A 21,612-nucleotide genomic window follows, 5' to 3' on the forward strand; every position below is an offset into this window, starting at 1 on the left:
ACGCTCAAACTAACCAAACAGTAAACGTAGCAACATCCATAGCTGGTGGTGACACAGCAAGTGCAAATGACTTCACTGCAAAAACAGAAACTCTAACATTTGCACAAGGTGAAACAAGCAAGACTTTCACAGTTCAAACAACTCAAGACACCTTATTTGAAGGTGATGAAACTTTTACAGTCAGTTTAAGTAATGCCACTAATGGATCAATTATTAGTTCTACCAATGGTACAGCCAAAGGTACTATTAATGATGATGATTCTACTCCTGAATTTAGTATTGCAGCAGCATCAGCAATAGAAGGTAATCAAATTACTTTCACAGTTACTCGTACAGGTAACGCTCAAACTAACCAAACAGTAAACGTAGCAACATCCATAGCTGGTGGTGACACAGCAAGTGCAAATGACTTCACTGCAAAAACAGAAACTCTAACATTTGCACAAGGTGAAACAAGCAAGACTTTCACAGTTCAAACAACTCAAGACACCTTATTTGAAGGTGATGAAACTTTTACAGTCAGTTTAAGTAATGCCACTAATGGATCAATTATTAGTTCTACCAATGGTACAGCCAAAGGTACTATTAATGATGATGATTCTACTCCTGAATTTAGTATTGCAGCAGCATCAGCAATAGAAGGTAATCAAATTACTTTCACAGTTACTCGTACAGGTGATGCTCAAACTAACCAAAATGTAACCGTAACCACATCTATTGCAGAAGAAGATACAGCAGAAGAAGATGACTTCACACCCAAAACCGAAACTCTCACCTTTGCAGTGGGAGAAACCGAGAAAACCTTTACTGTTGAAACAAAAGAAGATTTCCGAATAGAAGAAAATGAGACTTTCACCGTCAACTTGAGCAGTGCTACAAATGGTGCAACTATCAGTGCTACAAATGGTACAGCTAAAGGAACTATCAATGATAATGAAATCGCACTAGCTCCTAATATCAACAACAACATTTTTACTATTAGAGGAGTTGGCGAAACCGTCAGACTCAAAGTAATTCTTGTTTCCAACACCTTCAATGTTGTTAATGAACTGGGTATTTTTTCTACAGATGATAACGAAGGTACTATTAGGAGAGATGATGGTATTAGTATTAAACCAGGACAAGAAGGTTATCGAGAAGCAGCTTTAGAAAGAGCTAAAAACCAAGGAAAAAGTGTTTTCTCTGCGATCGCCAATCTTCCTGATCTATTTAGGACGGAAATTCAAACCAATAATTTGATACGCATACTAGAATTTGATTCTGATATTAACTTCCAATTCTTTTTAGTCAGAAATGGTACAATAGATGGCTTGAGAACTGGCGCAATATCAAATTCAAACGTCGTTTTTGCTGATTTCTCAACCCAAAGCATTACCCAAGACGATAATAGTTATATCCTTTCTTGGAAGGATAGTAGCACTATTGCCGAATTAAATTCTCTGGTAGTCAGAATTGAATCTACTGAAGATCAACTAGAAATAGGTACAACACAACAAGGGGGAATACAAGCAGAAATACTAGATTTAACAGATCCACTTCTCCCAAGTACAGTAAAAGCTAATTTCTCTGTTTTCCGGGAAGCTGCATTTAACAACGAAGTCTACTTTTATAGAGTAGATAATGCTCAAGGTACAATTGGTACATTAACAGCAACCGCAGCCAATAGAGCAAATTATTTACAAGCTGCAATTAACAATATCATCACCAATTCAGAAAATGGTGAAATCATCAAATTTGCTGTTGATAACCAAGGTAAATTTACAGATAGCGCCATCATTGCCACTGGTTCAATCTTAGCTCCCATGATAGTTGTCAATGGTACTTTATCCCAATTACTTGATAATAATACTGGCAATGATCCGCAAGTTTATTTCCCTTATTTGGGATTAAATAACGGAGTAGATCACATTCGTTTGTTAGGAAATAACATCTTTGGTTTTGAAGATTTACCTGGTGGTGGAGATTTGGATTACAATGATGTGATGATTAGAATCAGTTTCTCTACTGTATGATGCGATCGCATGATTGAGATAATCATTTGAAAATGAATAACCGCCTGGGAATGAATTCCCAGTCTCATAACAAAAGTCGGCTGAAGCCGACTATTTTTTTGGTCATTTTGGGAATAATGAATATGAAAACGTTGAATCAAGAATCTGCGCTCCTTTAGAACGCAGAGTGTCAATTCGTATTGCAAATCACAAAAACAAAAAAGGTAGGATTTTCATCCCACCTTCAAACTATTTAGAGAAATATTCTTTTGTTAATTAACCTAACAATGCCTTAGCTTTAGCCAATACATTATCAACAGTAAAACCAAATTTCTCCATACAAGTACCACCAGGAGCAGAAGCACCAAAGCTATCAATACTGACGGTATCGCCTTCAGTACCAACATATTTATGCCAGCCAAAACTGCAACTAGCTTCTACTGCTAAACGCTTTGTAACAGATTTTGGTAGTACAGATTCTTTGTAAGCTGCATCTTGAGCATCAAATAATTCTGTAGAAGGCATAGAGACAACGCGGACTTTCTTACCTTCGGCGGTTAATTTCTCAGCCGCAGTCACACACAGGCTCAGTTCTGAACCAGTACCAATTAAAATGATGTCTGGTGTACCAGCACAATCTACAATGGTGTATGCACCTTTAGCCACACCATCAACAGATGTACCACCTAAGTTGGGAACGTTCTGACGGGTGAAAGCTAAGAGAGTGGAAGCATTTTCCTTAGACTTTTGGATCGCTACTTTATAAGCTCCAGAAGTTTCATTGCCATCTGCGGGACGAATTACTGTTAAATCAGGAATAGCACGCAAAGAAGCTAAGGTTTCAATGGGTTGGTGAGTAGGACCGTCTTCACCTTGACCGATGGAGTCGTGGGTCATTACCCAAATTGCACCAGCTTCAGATAAAGCAGCTAAACGAATAGCAGCCCGCATATAGTCGGTAAAAATTAAAAAGGTTGCACCGTAGGGCATTAAACCGGAGCGATGTAAGGCTATACCGTTACAGATAGCGCCCATTGCGTGTTCCCGTACACCAAAGTGAATGTTACGGTTTTGGAATTGTCCTTTTTGGAAGTCTCCAGCACCTTTGAGTTCGGTGAGGTTGGAGTGGGTTAAGTCAGCAGAACCACCAATTAATTCAGGTAAAACAGCCCCTAGTTTGTTGAGGCAGATTTCTGAGTGTTTACGGGTGGGTTGTGCTTTGTCTTCGGCGGTGTAGGTGGGAAGAACTTGATCCCAACCTTCTGGTAATTTACCACTGAGGAAACGTGCAAATTCTGCCCCTTCTTGGGCATATTTAACTTTGTATTCAGCGAAGGTTTTGTTCCACTCTGCTTCGTAAGCAGCACCACGTTCTACTGCTTTGCGGGTGTGGTTAAGAACGTCTTGAGGAATTTCAAAGGGTGCATAGTCCCAACCTAAGTTTTTCCGGGTTAATGTTGTTTCATCTGCACCTAGCGCAGCACCGTGAATACCTGCGGTGTTAGCTTTGTTGGGAGAACCATAACCGATGGTGGTTGTCACCTTGATCATGGTGGGTTTGTCGGTGACAGCTTTTGCCGCTTCGATCGCTTTGGCAATTCCTGCTAAATCGGTGTTACCATCTTTAACGTGAAGTACGTGCCAACCGTAGGCTTCAAATCTCTTAGAAACATCTTCGGTAAAAGCTACATCGGTAGAACCATCAATAGAGATGTGGTTATCATCGTACAGGGCGATTAATTTACCTAATCCCCAGTGTCCAGCGATAGAAGCAGCTTCACCGGAAATACCTTCCATGTTGCAACCATCACCCAGAATTACATAGGTGTAGTGGTCTACAATTGTGGCATCGGGTTTGTTAAATTTAGCTGCTAGGTGTGCTTCTGCTAAAGCTAAACCCACTGCGTTAGCAATACCTTGACCCAAAGGACCTGTAGTTACTTCCACACCATCTGTCACAAAGTTTTCTGGGTGGCCTGGGGTCTTAGACCCCCATTGACGAAATTGCTTGATGTCGTCTATGGTAACGCTATCGTAGCCCATGAGATACAGTAAGGCATACTGCAACATCGAGCCATGACCAGCAGATAAGACAAAGCGATCGCGGTTAAACCATTTAGGATTTTTGGGGTTATACCGCATGAAGGAGTCCCACAGGACAAACGCCATAGGAGCAGCGCCCATAGGTAGTCCTGGGTGTCCCGACTTGGATTTTTCTATGGCATCAACAGCCAAAAAACGGATTGAGTTAATACAAAGTTCTTCGATGGATTTTGTTGCAACAGCCATAATCTTTTATTGTTAACGACGGGTTAGGACTCTTTGTAGCTTTCTGTTTTTGGGTTCATTATCAAGTGATCCCACAATTTACATCATCCCATTCTTACTAGCATAAGGACAAGCGGGATCTTCTGAGTTTTAGGTGATGAATAGAGCTAATAATTTGGTCATGCCAAACCCTTGGTTTAGCTGGGAATGACATATATAATACGTTCCAGGGGGAAAGTTAGGGAGATAGGGAGGTGAGGAGATGGGGAGAAAATCAAGTCAAAAGTCTAAAGTCTAAAGTTAAAAATAAATAACTCCCAATCACCAATCACCAGTCACCAGTCACCAATCACCATTAACGATATTTCCTAAATGCTAAGGTGACATTATGACCACCAAAACCAAAGGAGTTGGATAAAGCCACCTCTACGATTTGAGCGCGGCTAGTGTGGGGTACATAATCTAAATCACAACCCTCATCAGGATTATCCAAGTGGATGGTGGGGGGGATGTGGTCATGAGCGATCGCCAACACTGTAGCTACTGCTTCTATTCCTCCTGAACCACCTAACAAATGACCTGTCATGGATTTGGTGGAACTAATTGCTATCTTATAAGCATAATCGCCTAAAGCCTTTTTGATAGCTGCCGTTTCTGTGACATCATTGGCTGGGGTGCTGGTTCCATGAGCATTAATATAGGTAATCATTTCTGGTGTCAGTTGACCATCTTTGAGTGCCAGTTCCATTGCTCTAGCTGCACCTAAACCACCGGGTACGGGGGAAGTAATATGATAGGCATCACAGGTCATCCCATAGCCGACCATTTCTGCATAAATTCTCGCACCACGACTGATTGCGTGTTCTAATTCTTCCAGAATTAAAATTCCTGAACCTTCACCCATGACAAAGCCATCCCGATCTTTGTCAAAGGGACGACAAGCTTTTTCCGGGTCATTTTTTGTAGATAGCGCCCTAGCTGCGGCAAATCCAGCTACAGACAATGGTGTAACTGCTGCTTCCGAACCGCCACAAATCATTGCTTGGGCATAGCCATTTTGAATTAAGCGAAAGGCATCACCGATAGAGTTAGAACCAGCGGCACAAGCTGTCACAGAACAGGAGTTTGGACCTTTTGCACCAGTATGAATTGCTGTTAATCCTGCTGCCATGTTGGCAATCATCATCGGTATCATGAATGGACTACAGCGGTCTGGTCCTTTGTTTAGATAGACTGTTTGCTGGTCTTCTAATACTTTAATGCCACCAATGCCTGAACCGATCATGACACCTATTTGCTCGGCGTTGAGGTCATTGATAACTAATTGTGCGTCTGATATAGCCTGTTTAGCACCTGCGATCGCAAATTGGGCAAAACGATCAGTGCGCTTGGCTTCTTTGCGCTCCATGTATTCATGCGGATCAAAGTTTTTCACTTCCCCCGCAATGCGGCAGTCATGCTTAGACGCATCAAAAGCTGTGATGTGGTCTATGCCATTACGTCCGCTTAACAATCCTTCCCAATATTCAGATGGTGTGTTACCAATAGGTGTAATCGCGCCAACACCAGTTACAACAACGCGGTTACGTTTATAATCTGTCATGATTCAGTTAAAGGTGGCGAAAAAGCAGCAGGTATAACAATATAAAGACTGGTGATGAGGGATGAAGGATAATTGGGATCAAAATTAGGAACGTTTCAAAATTCAATATTTTTCAGTCCCCAGCCCCTGATACCCATTCCCTCACAACTTTTAGGCAGATGTAGCAACGTTATTGTTGGTTTTCGATGTAGTCTACTACCTCTTGAACCGTTAAAATCTTTTCAGCGGCTTCATCGGGAATTTCAATATCAAATTCTTCTTCAAAAGCCATTACCAGTTCCACAATATCTAGGGAGTCAGCGTTTAAATCATCTGTAAATGAGGCTTTAGGTATAACCGTGTCCTCTGGCACCTCTAGTTGCATGATGATAACTTTTTTAACCCGTTCAAAAATTTCTTGATTCATAAATTTAAGTCCTTAACCAGTTGCCATGATCTGCTCTTGATGGGCAGTCTTGTTTTGAGCATATACATCTTATCGGAAAGGGTGTTCCTGAGTACAGTTATCAGAAAAAGGTAATTGATGATTGGTGATTGGGAAAATACAAATAATTTATCCCTGCTCCCCCCTGCTCCCCTGCCTTCTGTCACCTGTCACCTGCTATAAGCTAGACTCTCAAGAGATAATGAATGTCTGACAGGGCGATCGCTACGCCTGTAACCCAAACTTAATTTTATGCTATCTCAAGCCTTAAAATACGCTTATTACCCCGGTTGTGTTGCTCAAGGAGCCTGTCGAGAGCTTTATCTGTCTACTCAATCACTTACCAAAGCTTTGGGTATAGAACTCATTGAACTTAAAAAAGCTGCTTGTTGCGGTTCAGGTACGTTTAAAGAAGATTCTCAATTGTTAGAAGATACTGTTAACGCCCGAAATATAGCTTTAGCAGAAGAATTAAATCTGCCTCTTCTTACTCATTGCAGCACCTGTCAAGGTGTTATTGGTCATGTTGATGAACGTCTAAAGCAATGCCAAACAACTAACCCTGCTTATCTTAATCAAGTTAATGGCTTACTAGAAAAAGAAGGTTGTTCTCCTTATCGGGGCAGCACAGACGTTAAACATTTGCTTTATGCTTTGGTTACAGATTATGGTTTAGACAAAATCAGCCAGCGTGTCACCCGCAAGTTATCTAACCTCAAGTGTGCAGCTTTTTATGGTTGTTATCTCCTCCGCGCTCAAAAATCCATGCCCTATGATGATCCATTTAACCCAGAAGCAATGGAAAATGTTTTTCGGGCTGTGGGGGCAACTCCTATATATTATCGTGGCAGAACTCAATGTTGTGGCTGGCCTCTTTCTAGTTATGCTACTACCGAATCTTTCCAAATGGCAGGTATGCACATTCAAGAAGCTTTGTCAAGTGGTGCTGATTGTATTGTTACACCTTGTCCCCTGTGTCATCTTAATTTAGATTCTCGTCAACCAGAGGTAGAAAAGGTGATTGGTAAAAAATTAGGTTTGCCTATTTTACATTTACCACAATTAATTGCTTTGGCTTTAGGAGTTAGTCCTGAATTACTGGGTTTAGAGCGTCACATTGTTTCCACAAAACCAGTGTTAGAAAAATTGGGAATCTAATCTAAGTAGACTCTTTGAACCCACAATCTGCGTCCCTTGAGGGCGCAGATTCAGTATTCAGCTATCAGTAATCAGTAAATGGCTACGCTAACAGGTTTTGTCTTGAGTGAGACTGAGTTAGTAAGAAAATTGCTGACGGAAACAGACGGCTGAATGCTTACAAAAAATGGGTTAAATCTGCTGTAACTCAGGTAAATCATCAGCTTTCTGGAGAATAAATAAACTTTCATCACCTCCTCTACCAATCCTTAATGTTTCATCTAAGTAAGTAATATCCAGAGTTGCAACTCTACCTTTGGGACCTTTAGCATCTACAACTTTAAAAGGATTTAACTGAGGAGTGTTAACACCTAAAATTTTATCAATCGCTAAATAACGTTTATCAAAATAAACATTAATTCGCTTATCTGGTAAGTTAGATTGAGCTAAATCAGGTTCAAATCTAGCTGTTACTTTTACATATCCTGAAATAAATTTTAGGGGATGTTTGACATAAGCAAGGTTAAAAAATTGTGCGTCAGCAACATTAATTACTTGAAATACTTTACCTATTCTTAATCCTAATGGGAGAGAATCCAAAGCGCGAATTTCTCTAGCTGTAGAGTATTGTAATTGCCAGACTCCATTTAATAAATTAATAGCAGTCTGGAGTGGTTGAGGATGGGGATTGAGATTTTCTAATTCAACTGTTAAATTTTCTATTTCTGCGGCTTTGTTTTTGTCAATTTTTAAATTAGTAATAGGAGAAGCATCATCCTGTTTTTTAAGTTCCTTAATTAATACTTGTAATTTTTCTTTCAATGCTTGACGTTCCATAAACTGATACTTGGCAATGCAGTAATTAACAAATTAAATTGTAACCCAAAATGGAACTAAAAACTGTAAATTTAGAAATTCCTGTAGGTTGTAACCTGATTTTAGGACAAACTCACTTTATCAAAACTGTGGAGGATTTATATGAAATCATGGTAGGTATATCTTCACAGGTAAAATTTGGTATTGCTTTCTGTGAAGCATCCGCCGCTTGTTTAATTAGAATGGCTGGAAATGATCATACTTTGCAAGAATTAGCTACTAAAAATGCCAAATCTATAAGTGCTGGACACTGTTTTTTAATTGTGTTAAAAGATGCTTATCCAATCAACTTTCTTAATGGTATTAAACAATGTCCAGAAGTTTGCAATATTTATTGTGCTACTGCTAATCCTGTACAAGTAATTTTAGCAGAAACCGAACAAGGAAGGGGTATTATTGGTGTGATTGATGGATTTTTACCCAAGGGTGTAGAAGGAAATGAGGATATAAAATCACGTCATGATTTACTGCGTAAATTTGGTTATAAAATGTAGTAATTGTGCAAGAAAAATGGCAATTAATTATAGACAAAAAATTATTAATCTATGGATAGTTTTTTTATTAGGTACGTTGTTTCATACACAGTTGGGTTTAATGCCATTATTTCACGGGTTAGATGTATTAGAATCCCAACCAGCAACATCACTTAATGAAGTATCGGGTATTTTTTGGTTAATGTTAGGCTTCTTTGTATTACCAATGTTAGCAATTATTGGGAATACATTTACAGAAAATAAACGTTATCGAGTTATTCATTTTGGCTTAACTATTTTTTATGGTGTGATGAATTTAATACACTTGGTTTTAGATTTACTTTTACCCCAAGTTATTTGGTATCAAATTGCTTTGATGGTGTTTTTGTTTTTGATTGGGTTATTGTTGATTTTTGTGGCTTATCAGTGGATGAAATATCCAGTAAATAGACAAAATCAGCCAGAAGGCAATATTTCTATACCTTTCAGTTAAGGGATAACAAATGATGATATTTTTAAATCTCTGACTTCTTGAATAAGTTGGGTATCTTCGTGTTTATAAATAAGCTGATAAACATTTAATTTGCACAACCAAGGCGGGCAGGATGCCAACCCCACAAGAGTTTCAATTTTAGATAATATGCAAGTTAAATGTCCAACAGCTTAATTCAAAATTGCTATATTGCTTTTATTTTAAAAATAGGCTAAAATATTATGCTAGTAAAATTATATTGATAAAATCAATAACAATATCTATGAATCAGCCTAATTTTCAACTTGCCAAAACTCTCAAAGCTGCTTATAATGCTTGTAGTTTAGAACCGCTAGAAGGTCCAGATATAGAAAAATACTATGTTGATTTATCAGCAGTGCGAAAATCTTCAGCCGTTAAGGGTGTAAGTAAAATTTTGGATTTTCAGGAAGCTGGAGATTACACTACTATTTTATTTACCGGTCATCGTGGTTCAGGAAAAAGTACAGAGTTAAAAAGGATTCAAAATATCTGGGAGGAAAATTATCATGTGATTTATTTAGAAGTGAATGAAGAAACAGATATTAATGATGCTAATTTCACAGATTTATATTTAATAGTCATTAAACAAGTTGAATTTACTTTGCGGAAATTAGGGTTAAGTTTTGATGAAAGATTACTAAAAAGCTTTGAAAATTGGTTTAAAGAAATTACTCAAGAAAATGAAGAAAGTGTAGAAAAATCCGTCAGTGTAGAATCAGAAGCCAGCTTAGGCGCAGATGCGCCATTTATTGCTAAGTTAATGGTCAAATTATTGGCACAGATTAAAGCATCTGATAAACAAAAAACTTCTATTCGGCAAACTTTAGAAAAAGATATTTCTCGACTTAAAGCAGATATTAACCTTTTGCTAGATGACGCTTATGCTAAATTACGGAAAAAGTATCCAGACTACAAGGGTTTATTAATTATTTTTGATAATTTAGATCGTGTTCCTCCTGGAGTTGCAGATCATTTATTTTTTGAATATGCGGCACAATTACAAGAACTGCATTGTACAATTATTTATACAGTTCCTATTTCGGTTTTGTGTTCGCCAAAAAATCCCCTATCTTTGTTTGATGGTAATCCTCATATTGTACCAATGGTGAATATTTACCAATTTGACCGGCAAAGTTCCCATTTAAAAGATAATCAAACAGGACTGGAGGCGGTAGCTAGTTTAATTGAAAAACGGGTAGATATTGATGCTGTGTTTAATTCCCGTGCAGAATTGTTAGAATTAGCAAAGGCTAGTGGTGGCCATGTACGTCAACTTATGCAAATCATGAGGGCTGCTTGTTTACGTGCCAGCACTAATGATCATGATAAAATTCAAGCTGAAGATATTGTTTATGCTGTCAAACAACAACAATTTAGTTTTGAAAGGTTTATTCCCAATGAGCATTATCCATTGTTAGCCCAGGTTTGTATTAATAAAGATGTGAGTAAAGATGATATTGGACAGTTAATGCTGTTTAATACTTCGGTTTTAGAATATAACGGTGATAACCGATGGAATTATCCTAACCCAGTGGTAATGCAAAATGAATTTTTCAAACAAGCACTGGCAGAAATTACAACCTGATTTTAATTTTGAATTGGGGCAATTTATCGCCTTGAATGAGGATATTTTTGCGGAATTGTTGACTTTCGTGGACTTTTCCGAAAAGTTAACTTTGGGATTTATTGAAATTAACTTTCCTCCCGATGCAGAGTTATTAATTGAAGCATTAAAAACCAATTCTAAATGTCAGGAAGTTCAGTTTGTAATTCTCAATTTTCCTGATCCGAATTTGCGATTTTTACGAGATGCAATTATTCAGGAATTACCAAAATTTGAGAAAGAAGCAAATAAAAAGTTAGTATTAATTATTCAAGGTTTAGAAAAATCCATTGGTCTTACTGGTGACTATCCGCCAGTTTTACAAGATTTGAATTTTGTCCGGGATGCTTATAAAAAAACCGTACCTCATCCTATATTATTTATTTTACCTGATTACGCTATTAATAGATTAGCGAAATTTGCCCCTGACTTTTGGGCTTGGCGTTCTGGTGTGTTTAGATTTAAAACTTTAGAAAAAACCAGAGAAAATGCCATTGCTCAAACTTTGCAAGCTGAAATCAAAATTGATAGAGTAGAACCACAGGAAAAGCAAGAAAGGATTGAGATTTTACAACGTTTATTAATGGAATATAAGCCTACCTGTGAGCAAGTAAATGATGGTAATTTACGCAGGTATGGTAATATTTTATTGGAGTTGGGAACAGCTTATATTAGTCAGCATCAACCGGAAACAGCGAGGGGATATTTAGAAGAAGCTTTACAAGTTGCGGAAAAATTAGCTGAGGTAGATTTTAAACGTCAGGTTTTAAATAAAATTGGTGATGCTTATAGTGAGGAAAGGAAGTTTGAAACAGCAATTAATTATTATCAACAGGGTTTAGATATCGCTGAAGAATTAGAAAACCGTAATAGTGAAGGTTATGCTTTATTTAATTTAGGTAATTGTTATTTAGGGTTAAGGCAATTTTTAAAAGCTAAAAAATATTATCAAAAGTGTTTGGAAATTGCTCAAGAATTCGATAATCATAGTCAAAAAGCTATAAACTACCACCAGTTGGGATATGTAGCCCAAGAAATGGGAGAATATGAGCAAGCACAGGAATATTATCAACAAGCTTTAACTATCAAAATTGAATATGGCGATCGCTTTTCTCAAGCTGGAACTTACCACGAGTTGGGAAGAGTAGCCCAAAATTTGCGGGAATATGAGCAAGCACGGGAATTTTATCAACAAGCCTTAGCTATCTATATGGAATTTGGCGATCACTATTCTCAAGCTAGTACCTACCACAATTTAGGAATTGTAGTCCAAGATTTGGAACAATATAAACAAGCATGGGACTATTATCAACAAGCTTTGGATATCAAAATCAAATATGGAGATAAATATTCTCAAGCTAGTACCTACGGTCAATTAGGGCTACTTGCAATAGCACACGAGGATTATCAAGAAGCGAGGGTAAATTTACAAAAGGCGTTAGATATATATGTTGAATATAAAGATGAATATTGGGCGAATATTACGAGGGAGAATTTAGAGAAATTACCAGATTAAGGAATAAATTATGAAAGTACATATTGATGAAGAAGCGGATGCTTTGTATTTACGTCTTGATGAATCGAAAATTATTGAATCTGAGGAAGTTTATCCAGGAATTGTGCTTGATTTTAATGAAGAGAATCAAGTTGTGGGTATTGAAGTCTTACAGTTATCTAGTAGGATCAATTTGACTACAAAGAATATAAAAGTGGAAATTTCTCAATCTTAAACAAATCTGATCAAGACTTTTTCGACTGATTATTTCATCATCTATAAGCATAAAATTATGTCTTTTACCTACAGACTTAACAACAACTAAAAAAATTCCGCTTCCTCAATACTTGCTTGAAAAAACCCATTATAATTTTCTGTTCCTAACCACCATCCCGCATTTATTTGGGAAGGAATAGTAAAACCTTGAAAAGTGGTTTCCTGTGCAAATGTGCCACCAAAGGGTATATATTGCCAAGTTTTATCTGTGGTTTGATTTCCCCAACGTGGTAATTTTACTTCTAAAACTCTACCATTTTCATCAATAATAAAAGTTAGATTAACTGTTTCACACTCAATATTGCAAGTTGCTTGAATTGTATTGTGATCAATAGCTTGCCAAATTACTTGATTTTGTGGTAATAAAGCAGATGGCAACCAGAATAATTCACCTGCAAATCTACCAATACTAGAACGGTTAATGTCGGGATTTTCCTCTTTGACTAATGGGATTAAACCCAAAATTTTAAACTCTACTTTTCCTGAATGATTATAATAGTAATCTGCCCCTTTAATGTTAAAAAATTTATTACCCATTACTGCTTGCCAAACAAATCCTTTAGCAGTTAAAATTTCTGTAGCTTGCATGGGTAATTTTTTATCTTTACTGGGTTGAAAATAACCTTGCATTTTTAACTTCACACCAGTTGCTAACGGTGTTCCCAAAGTAATAGCGTGTAAGAAATAACGTTGTACTGGTTCTGGTAATTCAGCAATTAAATCCTCGGTAAATGTTTGTTTTTCTGTTTTTGTATTTTCCAAATTTTGCCAAATTTGATTAATTTGTGTTGTCATCATTTTGGATAAATTTACTAACCGAAAAATAAAACAGGGAAGAGATCAAGTCAAAAGTCAAAAGTTAAAATTAACAACTCCTGACTCCTGACTCCTGACTACAAATCAATTTCCGCTTTTAACACAGTTGCATCATTGCTATGTGACATCTTAAAACCGAGTCTTTCACATACTTTTTGCATTCCCAAATTATCAGCTAAGATATCAGCAGAAATAGAGGATATTTTCTCGTTTTTACCTACTTCTATTAATCTCTTGAGTAATTCTGTACCTAAACCATTACATTGATAGCGATCGCTCACCAGCATAGCAAATTCTGCCCCATCATTACCATGTAATTTACTCAATCTTCCTACAGCTAAAATTTCCGTTGCTTGAGTTTCTGGGTTGTGATGTTCTGCGACTAATGCCATTTCTCGATCATAGTCAATAAAACAAATTCTTGTCAGTCTTTCATGAGCTATTCTTTGACTTAATTTAACCATGTGAAAATACCGCAAATAAACACTTTCCTCTGATAGTGTTTTATGGAATTTTACCATTAATGGTTCATCTTCTGGACGGATCGGACGAATAGTAACAGGTATACCATTTTTCAATGTCCAATTACTAACATATTGGTGAGGATAGGGACGAATTGCTAATTTTGGTAATTCCGTTTCTCCTACATCCGCAGAATGTAAAACTATTCTACCATCTAATGCTATTAAACCACCAGGATGATCAGGAGAGGGAGGAATAGCTAATAAAGGATTAATATCTATTTCTTTAATCGCTGGTTGTTCTACTACCAAATGACTAAATACTACTAACATTTCCTCCAAAGCTGCCATATCAATACTTTGTCTACCCCGCACTCCTTTTAATGCTTTATAGATTTTGGTTTGTTCCATCATCCGCCGTGCTAGAGTAGTATTTAAAGGTGGTAAAGCTATAGCGCTATCTTGGAAAACCTCGACTAATTCTCCCCCAGCACCAAATAATAATACTGGTCCAAACTGCGGATCTAAGCTACTACCAATTATCAATTCATAACCGCTAGTTTTGACCATTTGCTGCACGGTTACGCCTAAAAAATCTTCTGGTTTAGCTTTTTCTAATACCGAAGTTTCTATTAAATGATATGCTCTTTTGACAGCTTCCGCATTTCTTAAATTTAACTGTACTCCTCCCACATCTGTTTTATGGGTAATTGTTTGGGAATACAATTTTAAAACCACGGGATAACCGATTTTTTCAGCACATTCTACTGCTTCTTCTGCACTTTTGGCAATGCTTCCAGCAACTACCGGAATACCATAGGCGGCTAATATTTCTTTAGATTCAAACTCTGTTAAAATCGATCTTCCGGCTTTTCTGGCATCGTTAATAATGGTTTCCACCAATGCACAATTACGGGTATTTGTATCACATTCTAAACTTGGTAAAACAGGAGTTTCATAAATTCCCTTGAGGTTATAACTATACCGCCACATATAGCTAAATATCCGCGCTGCTGTATCGGGATAATCATAAGTAGGAATGCCTTGATGGTTGAGAATTTGCTTTCCTTCTGCCACATCTTCCCCACCCATCCAACTAGCTAAAATTGGTTTATTCGCCATTTGTGAATAGGGTTTTAATCCTTGGGCGATTTTTGTCGGATCGGTCATTGCTTGGGGTGTTAAAATTACTAACAACCCATCACTATTGGGATCTTTGGCAGCAATTTCTAAGGCTTTTGTATAGCGTTCTGGGTCAGCATCTCCTAAAATATCAATCGGGTTATTATGACTCCATTGTGGGGGTAAAATTTCATTTAAACCCTGCATGATTTCTTCGGAAATTGGTGCTAGTTTGCCTCTACTTTCTATTAATGTATCGGTGGCTAATACTCCAGGACCACCAGCATTAGTTAAAATTGTTAAACTTGGACCTTTGGGGCGTGGTTGTTTTGCTAATACTTCTGACATATCAAATAAATCAGAAATACTATTAACTCTTAATACTCCACATCTTCTAAATGCAGCATCTAAAACAGCATCACTTCCTGCTAATGAACCTGTGTGAGAAGCGGCCGCTTTTGCTGCTGCTGCTGTCCGACCGGCTTTGATAACAATTATCGGTTTTGTTAATGCTACTTCTCTCGCTGCGGATAGAAAAGAACGCGCATCACCGATAGATTCCATATAAATTACAATACTTTTTGTATTGGGATCATCTCCTAAATAATAAATTAAGTCTCCCCAACCTATATCTAACATTGAACCGATAGAAACGAAGGCACTAAAACCAACGTTTTCCTGTAAACTCCAATCTAAAATAGATGTACATAAAGCACCGCTTTGACTGAGGAAACCTACATTTCCTGGTTGTGCCATTTTACTCGCAAATGTCGCATTTAACCCGGAAATTGGACTCATGACCCCTAAACAGTTTGGTCCAATAATTCTAATTTTTCCTTTGTGTGCTATTTCCAGAATTTCTTTTTCTAAAGCTATTCCTTTTTCTCCTGCTTCTTTAAAACCAGCGGAGATTATTATTGCTCCTTTTATTCCGGCTTTGACACAATCATTAATAATTTGTGGTACTGTAGGTGCTGGGGTGGCAATTACCGCTAAATCTATTTTTTCAGGAACATCAAAAATAGTAGGATAAGCTTTAATTCCTAATACACTATTGCGTTTAGGATTGATAGGAAAAACTGTTCCATTAAAGGGGTTAGTAATTAAATTCCAAAGTAAAGTTCTACCCACACTTCCAGGTTTTTCACTAGCACCAATAACAGCAACGGTTTGAGGTGCAAAAATCGCGTCTAAGGGGTTTAGTCTCTCAGTTTGTAAGATGTCGTAAGCTTTGTCTGCGGTTGGTTTGATAGATGCTTGCATAATTAATTACTCCTTTCAATAGGTGACAGGTGACAGGTGACAGTAAAGATAGGGAGATGGAGATAAAAATTCATTCTGATGTGATCCCTAAATTGTTATTTTGTTCAAGAATTTGCATGATTTTTGAAAGTGCAGTGGTAATACCTTTTTCTGCTTTTAGTGAAATGCGATCGCCTAATTCAAAATTTTCTCCTGGTACTGTAACTAACCAAGCTATAGGAGATTTACCATAGAGAAATTCAGTTAAAGCTAGGAGCGATCGCGGATCTGCAAAATGTCCTATACTATGATAATGATCATTTGTTAATGATAAAGGTGCTACTACCATATTTTCATTAATCGTAGCATCAACAAAAATTGATAAATTGACATTGGCCAATTCATCCGCTAATTCTGGTGTGAGTTGATGAACTGCTAGGGATTTTACATTTGATAAATTCCAGGAATCAATAGTATCAGCTATTTTTTTTCCCACTCCATCATCACTGCGTAATTCATTACCGTAACCAATCACCATTACTTTTTTCATTATTAATCACTATTAACTAGGAAAATCGAAAAAGTCCTGATCTAATATTTGTTCCAGAGAGAAAGGACAAATATTTGGATATTCATTTTCTTGAGGAATACGCACACCAAAAGACGCTTTTTTCCATTCTTGAATAGCTAAATTACGCCCATCAGGATAAGCTATCTCTAAGGCGGTTTCTAAATAAGATTTTAACGAAGGAGTATTTTTAATAGCGATGATCACTCGTTGACGATGTTCAATAATTGAACGATACCAACTTTGTTTCATGGAATCAGGAGCATCCTGTTGAACCATCAGTTTTAGTAGATGTGCTAATAAAACCATTAAGTTACTTTCTAATGCTCTTTTTTCTGATTTACCCAATTCTTTAAGCTCCTCAATTAAATGTTCAATATCTAATGAGTTAAATTGTTTTGTTTCCAAGGAGCTAATTGTTTGTTCAATCCACAATTGAAAATCTCGTTCATAAAGATTCAACGGTTTATTAGATTGTTGGTTATCTAATTGTGATTTCACTAACTTCTCCTTTTTAATATTGAATTTCTATTAATCATCTTACCATATATCTTAGAAAACTGCGGACTAACCTTTTTGACAAACATTTTCTTCTCCTCGTAAACAAGCGTCACAAGTTCTGCAAGAGTTACGAATCCAACCAAAACCAACGCGATCGCCTATTTTTAATGAAGTCACATCTTCTCCGATTTTTGTTACTTTTCCCACCACTTCATGTCCAGCAACTAAGGGAAATGTACTCACATTCCAGTCATTATCTCTCATGTGAATATCGGTGTGACACAAACCATTATGAGTCACTTCAATTTCAATATCTTGACGACCTAATTCTGCGGGTTCATACTCCCATTTCTGTAGTTTCTCTCCTTGTTTCAAAGCTGCATAACTTGAGAATTTTTCAGTTAGTGTCATAAAAGCTGATCCTATATTATGATTATTTTTTTAATTGTCTTTAATCTTCCCACACCTATCTAATATCTAAACCTGACCACATAAGAAATTATACGAAAATTAAAAGTTCTTAATACAAATAGTTCTTCATACCAAGGAAAATTTTGATCTCGTTAACAACAGATTAATTTTTTTAAAATAGCATCAAAACTTGAGGAATTTGTGAAGAAACTCCACGAAAACAAACGCAAACTTATGTTAATAATAAATGTGATTTATAGATTATTGGTTGTATAATCAATTGCGGTAACTGAATAAAGACAGTTAAAAAATTTTACATAAATCGTGAGGCTGTTTTATGCCTGAAATCAATTTTCAACAGCCAATTAATAGTGCTGCTACTCTTGTAAAAGAATACGCAGTGGGGAAACGAGATTTTGAAAGAGCAGAATTAAGTGATGCTAATCTACAAGATGTTGATTTAAAAGGATCTGACCTCAGCTATGCTGATTTAAGTACAGCCAACCTCAGCGGTGCTAATTTGCGCGGTTGTGATCTTAGCTACGCTGATTTGAGTCAAGCTAATTTACAGAATGCAGATTTGCGGGGTGCAATGTTGTTTTCTGCGAATCTACGTCAAGCTGACTTGCAGGGAACCCATTTAGAGAATGCTGACTGTGACCATAACACCCATTTTCCCCGCAACTTTGACCCAATGCAAGCGGGGATCAAGATGAGCGAATAACAGTATAAATATTGAGGCGGCTATATCAACCGCTTATTTTTTATACAATTAAAAGATCCCTGACTTCTTTGAGAAGTCGGGGATCATATAAAAATTTACTCCTGCCTTATGTCTTCTTTAATCCCGACAAATTTGATTTACTACATTACCATTTTTGTCCACTAATTCTATTAGTAAAGGCATTTGTCCCACCGCATGAGTAGAACAACTCAAACAAGGGTCAAAAGCCCTAATACCAGCCTCTACCCGGTTTAACATTCCCTGTTGAATATCACTACCGTTGACAAAATGACGGGCAATTTGGGCAACTGTGCGATTCATTGCTAAATTATTTTGACCAGTAGCAATAATCAAATTTACCTTTGCCATCAAACCATTTTCATCAACTTGATAATGATGGAATAAAGTCCCCCTTGGTGCTTCACTCACACCCACAGCTTCTAATTGATTAATACCAGCTTCCGCCCGCAAACGAGTTGATAAAATATCAGGGTCATCCAGTAAAATTTCAATGTGTTCAATACAAGCCAAAATTTCAATTAACCGTGCATAGTGATAAAAGAAAGAAGATTTTACAGTACCAGTTCCATGACTGCGAAATTCTTTTAATTCTTTATCTGCTAATGGTGTACCAATATGACTACAAACATTCAATCTAGCTAATGGTCCAACACGATACATTCCACTATCTAAACGACAATGATCACTACTATCTGGATAACCTAGAGGACGATAGTAAGGAGATTTTAAATAAGAATCAGCTTGGACAGCTTCACCGATAAATTCAGGATAATTAGCAGCATCTAATTTATCAGCAACAATATTTCCTGCACTATCAACAAAGCGGATATGTCCGTCGTAGGTTTCCCATAAACCATCAGGAGTTACTAACCCCATAAATAAACTAGGGAAATTACCAAAAGTTTGTGCTTCTTTTTCGTAATCTTTTAGTAATCCTTTAAATAAATCTATGGCATTTAAAACCGTGCTTTTCGCTTCAGGAATACGGTTTTGAATATGGGTTCTATTTTCTGAAGTTAAAGGATCACTCACACCACCAGGAACAGCCCAAGAAGGATGGATTTTTTTCCCTCCTAATAATTCAATAATTTCTTGTCCAAATTGCCGTAAACGAATACCACCTCTAGCTAATTCTGGATCTGCGGCTATCAAACCAAAAACATTTCTAGTTGCTGGTTCGCTATCCATTCCTAATAATAAATCTGGGGCGCTCAGGTGAAAGAAACTCAAAGCATGAGATTGAACAATTTGCCCTAAATTCATTAACCGACGTAATTTTGTCGCGGCTTTGGGAATAGTGACAGCCAATATTTGATCACCTGTTTTTGCTGATGCCAACAAATGACTTACCGGACAAATACCGCAAATTCTTGCAGTAATTCCCGGCATTTCTGGGAAAGGACGACCCACACAAAACTTTTCAAAACCGCGAAATTCTGTCACATGAAACCGCGCATCATTTACTTGACCGTCATCGTCTAAATAAATGCTAATTTTGGCGTGGCCTTCTATTCTCGTAACCGGATCAATAACGATTTTTTTCATAGTTTAGTTATTAGTCATTAGTTATTAGTCATTAGGAAACAGGGAACAGGGAATAGGGAATAGGGAATTAGGAAATTCATTCTTTAAAATTTTCCCCAGTCGCCAATCACCAGTCCCCAGTCCCCAGTCACCTAGAAATCATAAACTCTAGCTTCTTCGGCTTCTGGAAACTCTTCACAGTATTCTTCAAAAGCTGTTTTTAAAGGTTTCATTGCCCGTTGGTGGGCAATTTCTGCTTGTATTTCTTCTACCACATCCCAAGCGGCTGCACATTCAGGGGAATTAATTCCTTTTTCTGAACAAACAAGACGAGCTTTTCTAATTTCATCTTGTAATTCTTGTTCTAACAAAATTGCATGGGGTTTTTCTAAAGCACTGCTGCCAGCTAAGATGTCAGTTAATGAAATTATTCCTATTAATTCGCCACTAATTACCGGCGCACGATGTAAACGATAATTAGCAAATAATCTGGCTACATATTCTAAACCTAGTTCGGGATTGACGACAATACAAGGTTTGGTCATAATCTCATAAACACGGACTTTATTTGTATCTTTCCCGTAGGCTACGACTTTATAAACAATGTCGCTTTCTGTAACAATTCCATAAGCATCTTGATCATGACGACGATCTACAATTAACGCCCTCCAGTCTCTAGCTTTCATTAAATCAATTGCTTCTTTAACTGTAGCAGAACCGCGAATCATTGCTACATCTTTGGTCATTACATCTGCTGCTTTTAACATAATTTTATCTCCCAAATTTTTAGGTGACAGGTGACAGGTGACAGGTGACAGGTGACAGGTGACAGGTGACAGGTGACAGGTGACAGGTGACAGGTGACAGTAAGAAGGGAATAGGGAATAGAGAATACTTTTAAATATTACCAATTACCCATTACCAATCACCAATCACCAATCACCCAAATTTTATCATTTCCCGTCCTTCCATTACTGGTATTTCTCCTTTTAATAATGGTTCAAGTGCCGCACGAATGCGAGGGGCTGAAGGAGGACAACCGGGTAAATAAATATCAACTGGTACTATGTAATGAACAGGTACAACTTTATCAATTAAGGGTGGAACAATACCAGGTGAATGGGGTATTTGTTGATTAACATCTGCACCTTCAATATAAGCTAATTGCAGACTCACATCTGCATTTCCTGTTGGGTTACGCATAGCGGTTACATTTCCAGTAACAGCGCAATCTCCAAAGGAAATAATTGTTTTGGTGCGTTGCCTAATTTGGTGGATCAATTCTAAATGTTCTTCGTTAGCGATCGCCCCTTCTACTAATACCACATCCACGCCTTCTGGATATTCTTTAATATCAGCAATGGGACTATAAACTACATCAACTTGGGCGGCTAAATCTATCAACCATTCATCCAAATCTAAAAAGGACATATGACATCCAGAACATCCACCTAACCATACTGTTGCTAATTTTATTTTATCCATTTTTTTACCTTTTTAGTAATCAGCTTTCAGCTTTTAATCAGGTTTAAGATTTGAGTTTTTGAATGAGCGCAGTCAGC

20 protein-coding genes are annotated in these 21,612 nt (G+C 37.2%); 8 read left to right on the plus strand and 12 right to left on the minus strand.

Annotated features, from left to right (window positions below; all coding sequences use genetic code 11):
- The coding region (locus tag IQ237_RS08690) for a DUF4114 domain-containing protein (protein ID WP_194054159.1) at positions 1-2,012 on the plus strand (2,012 nt) is incomplete at its 5' end.
- 255 nt (positions 2,013-2,267) lie between these two features.
- Here IQ237_RS08690 and tkt read toward each other — a convergent pair.
- The 3 genes from tkt to IQ237_RS08705 form a co-directional block, all read right to left on the minus strand.
- Entirely contained in the window at positions 2,268-4,280 is a 2,013-nt protein-coding gene (gene tkt, locus IQ237_RS08695; RefSeq protein ID WP_194054161.1) for a transketolase, read from the minus strand.
- A 334-nt stretch (positions 4,281-4,614) separates the two neighbouring features.
- Positions 4,615-5,862 (minus strand): beta-ketoacyl-ACP synthase II, encoded by a 1,248-nt coding sequence (gene fabF / locus IQ237_RS08700; RefSeq protein WP_194054163.1) that lies wholly within the window; start codon positions 5,860-5,862, stop codon positions 4,615-4,617.
- Positions 5,863-6,031: 169 nt separating this feature from the next.
- Positions 6,032-6,268, minus strand: coding sequence for an acyl carrier protein (locus IQ237_RS08705; RefSeq protein WP_194054165.1), 237 nt, complete (start codon positions 6,266-6,268; stop codon positions 6,032-6,034).
- A 270-nt stretch (positions 6,269-6,538) separates the two neighbouring features.
- Here IQ237_RS08705 and IQ237_RS08710 point away from each other — a divergent pair, with 270 nt between their 5' ends.
- Positions 6,539-7,444: a CoB--CoM heterodisulfide reductase iron-sulfur subunit B family protein gene (locus IQ237_RS08710; protein WP_194054167.1), complete on the plus strand. Its 906-nt coding sequence runs from the start codon at positions 6,539-6,541 to the stop codon at positions 7,442-7,444.
- Between the two features lie 171 nt (positions 7,445-7,615).
- Here the strand turns inward: IQ237_RS08710 and IQ237_RS08715 are convergent, their stop codons facing one another.
- A complete protein-coding gene (locus tag IQ237_RS08715) occupies positions 7,616-8,260 on the minus strand; it encodes a PAP/fibrillin family protein (protein ID WP_194054169.1) in 645 nt (214 codons plus the stop codon).
- Positions 8,261-8,310: 50 nt separating this feature from the next.
- On the opposite strand from IQ237_RS08715, the gene IQ237_RS08720 reads away from it, so the two are divergent.
- The 5 genes from IQ237_RS08720 to IQ237_RS08740 all read left to right on the plus strand — a co-directional run bounded on the left by IQ237_RS08720 (position 8,311) and on the right by IQ237_RS08740 (position 12,619).
- The gene (locus tag IQ237_RS08720; protein ID WP_194054171.1) at positions 8,311-8,793 is read left to right on the plus strand and encodes an adenosine-specific kinase; all 483 of its coding nucleotides are present in this window, start codon (positions 8,311-8,313) and stop codon (positions 8,791-8,793) included.
- Between the two features lie 16 nt (positions 8,794-8,809).
- Positions 8,810-9,265: a hypothetical protein gene (locus IQ237_RS08725; RefSeq protein WP_194054173.1), complete on the plus strand. Its 456-nt coding sequence runs from the start codon at positions 8,810-8,812 to the stop codon at positions 9,263-9,265.
- A gap of 262 nt (positions 9,266-9,527) precedes the next feature.
- Positions 9,528-10,871, plus strand: coding sequence for a P-loop NTPase fold protein (locus tag IQ237_RS08730; protein ID WP_194054175.1), 1,344 nt, complete (start codon positions 9,528-9,530; stop codon positions 10,869-10,871).
- Positions 10,831-12,405, plus strand: a complete 1,575-nt coding sequence (locus IQ237_RS08735; protein WP_194054177.1) for a tetratricopeptide repeat protein — start codon at positions 10,831-10,833, stop codon at positions 12,403-12,405. The genes IQ237_RS08730 and IQ237_RS08735 overlap by 41 nt, the downstream gene beginning before the upstream one ends.
- 10 nt (positions 12,406-12,415) lie before the next feature.
- The gene (locus tag IQ237_RS08740; RefSeq protein WP_194054179.1) at positions 12,416-12,619 is read left to right on the plus strand and encodes a DUF2283 domain-containing protein; all 204 of its coding nucleotides are present in this window, start codon (positions 12,416-12,418) and stop codon (positions 12,617-12,619) included.
- An 86-nt stretch (positions 12,620-12,705) separates the two neighbouring features.
- On the opposite strand, the gene IQ237_RS08745 is transcribed toward IQ237_RS08740, so the two are convergent.
- The 5 genes from IQ237_RS08745 to IQ237_RS08765 all read right to left on the minus strand — a co-directional run bounded on the left by IQ237_RS08745 (position 12,706) and on the right by IQ237_RS08765 (position 17,781).
- On the minus strand, positions 12,706-13,458 hold the full coding sequence (locus IQ237_RS08745; protein WP_220610223.1) for a DUF6920 family protein: 753 nt from the start codon (positions 13,456-13,458) through the stop codon (positions 12,706-12,708).
- 95 nt (positions 13,459-13,553) lie between these two features.
- A complete protein-coding gene (gene acs / locus IQ237_RS08750) occupies positions 13,554-16,322 on the minus strand; it encodes an acetate--CoA ligase alpha subunit (protein ID WP_194054183.1) in 2,769 nt (922 codons plus the stop codon).
- Positions 16,323-16,392: 70 nt separating this feature from the next.
- On the minus strand, positions 16,393-16,851 hold the full coding sequence (locus IQ237_RS08755; protein ID WP_194054185.1) for a hydrogenase maturation protease: 459 nt from the start codon (positions 16,849-16,851) through the stop codon (positions 16,393-16,395).
- A gap of 12 nt (positions 16,852-16,863) precedes the next feature.
- Complete coding sequence (locus tag IQ237_RS08760; RefSeq protein WP_309225743.1) at positions 16,864-17,370, minus strand: DUF29 domain-containing protein; 507 nt, start codon at positions 17,368-17,370, stop codon at positions 16,864-16,866.
- A 66-nt stretch (positions 17,371-17,436) separates the two neighbouring features.
- Positions 17,437-17,781 carry an alcohol dehydrogenase catalytic domain-containing protein gene (locus IQ237_RS08765; RefSeq protein WP_194054187.1) on the minus strand — a complete coding sequence of 115 codons (345 nt, stop codon included), beginning with the start codon at positions 17,779-17,781 and terminating at the stop codon, positions 17,437-17,439.
- Between the two features lie 337 nt (positions 17,782-18,118).
- Here IQ237_RS08765 and IQ237_RS08770 point away from each other — a divergent pair, with 337 nt between their 5' ends.
- On the plus strand, positions 18,119-18,505 hold the full coding sequence (locus IQ237_RS08770) for a pentapeptide repeat-containing protein (RefSeq protein WP_194054189.1): 387 nt from the start codon (positions 18,119-18,121) through the stop codon (positions 18,503-18,505).
- Positions 18,506-18,622: 117 nt separating this feature from the next.
- Here the strand turns inward: IQ237_RS08770 and IQ237_RS08775 are convergent, their stop codons facing one another.
- The 3 genes from IQ237_RS08775 to IQ237_RS08785 all read right to left on the minus strand — a co-directional run bounded on the left by IQ237_RS08775 (position 18,623) and on the right by IQ237_RS08785 (position 21,535).
- A complete protein-coding gene (locus IQ237_RS08775; RefSeq protein ID WP_194054191.1) occupies positions 18,623-20,071 on the minus strand; it encodes a Ni/Fe hydrogenase subunit alpha in 1,449 nt (482 codons plus the stop codon).
- A gap of 131 nt (positions 20,072-20,202) precedes the next feature.
- On the minus strand, positions 20,203-20,817 hold the full coding sequence (locus tag IQ237_RS08780) for a CP12 domain-containing protein (protein ID WP_194054201.1): 615 nt from the start codon (positions 20,815-20,817) through the stop codon (positions 20,203-20,205).
- A gap of 172 nt (positions 20,818-20,989) precedes the next feature.
- The gene (locus tag IQ237_RS08785; RefSeq protein ID WP_194054203.1) at positions 20,990-21,535 is read right to left on the minus strand and encodes an oxidoreductase; all 546 of its coding nucleotides are present in this window, start codon (positions 21,533-21,535) and stop codon (positions 20,990-20,992) included.
- Positions 21,536-21,612: the final 77 nt, after the last annotated feature.

The sequence above is a fragment of the Sphaerospermopsis sp. LEGE 08334 genome (genome assembly GCF_015207205.1).
GTDB lineage: Bacteria > Cyanobacteriota > Cyanobacteriia > Cyanobacteriales > Nostocaceae > Sphaerospermopsis.

Coding starts and splice junctions, on each gene's coding strand:
- tkt (WP_194054161.1), bottom strand. CDS start 4,280: ATGGCTGTTGCAACAAAATCCATCGAAGAACTTTGTATTAACTCAATC.
- fabF (WP_194054163.1), bottom strand. CDS start 5,862: ATGACAGATTATAAACGTAACCGCGTTGTTGTAACTGGTGTTGGCGCG.
- IQ237_RS08705 (WP_194054165.1), bottom strand. CDS start 6,268: ATGAATCAAGAAATTTTTGAACGGGTTAAAAAAGTTATCATCATGCAA.
- IQ237_RS08710 (WP_194054167.1), top strand. CDS start 6,539: ATGCTATCTCAAGCCTTAAAATACGCTTATTACCCCGGTTGTGTTGCT.
- IQ237_RS08715 (WP_194054169.1), bottom strand. CDS start 8,260: ATGGAACGTCAAGCATTGAAAGAAAAATTACAAGTATTAATTAAGGAA.
- IQ237_RS08720 (WP_194054171.1), top strand. CDS start 8,311: ATGGAACTAAAAACTGTAAATTTAGAAATTCCTGTAGGTTGTAACCTG.
- IQ237_RS08725 (WP_194054173.1), top strand. CDS start 8,810: ATGGCAATTAATTATAGACAAAAAATTATTAATCTATGGATAGTTTTT.
- IQ237_RS08730 (WP_194054175.1), top strand. CDS start 9,528: ATGAATCAGCCTAATTTTCAACTTGCCAAAACTCTCAAAGCTGCTTAT.
- IQ237_RS08735 (WP_194054177.1), top strand. CDS start 10,831: ATGAATTTTTCAAACAAGCACTGGCAGAAATTACAACCTGATTTTAAT.
- IQ237_RS08740 (WP_194054179.1), top strand. CDS start 12,416: ATGAAAGTACATATTGATGAAGAAGCGGATGCTTTGTATTTACGTCTT.
- IQ237_RS08745 (WP_220610223.1), bottom strand. CDS start 13,458: ATGATGACAACACAAATTAATCAAATTTGGCAAAATTTGGAAAATACA.
- acs (WP_194054183.1), bottom strand. CDS start 16,322: ATGCAAGCATCTATCAAACCAACCGCAGACAAAGCTTACGACATCTTA.
- IQ237_RS08755 (WP_194054185.1), bottom strand. CDS start 16,851: ATGAAAAAAGTAATGGTGATTGGTTACGGTAATGAATTACGCAGTGAT.
- IQ237_RS08765 (WP_194054187.1), bottom strand. CDS start 17,781: ATGACACTAACTGAAAAATTCTCAAGTTATGCAGCTTTGAAACAAGGA.
- IQ237_RS08770 (WP_194054189.1), top strand. CDS start 18,119: ATGCCTGAAATCAATTTTCAACAGCCAATTAATAGTGCTGCTACTCTT.
- IQ237_RS08775 (WP_194054191.1), bottom strand. CDS start 20,071: ATGAAAAAAATCGTTATTGATCCGGTTACGAGAATAGAAGGCCACGCC.
- IQ237_RS08780 (WP_194054201.1), bottom strand. CDS start 20,817: ATGTTAAAAGCAGCAGATGTAATGACCAAAGATGTAGCAATGATTCGC.
- IQ237_RS08785 (WP_194054203.1), bottom strand. CDS start 21,535: ATGGATAAAATAAAATTAGCAACAGTATGGTTAGGTGGATGTTCTGGA.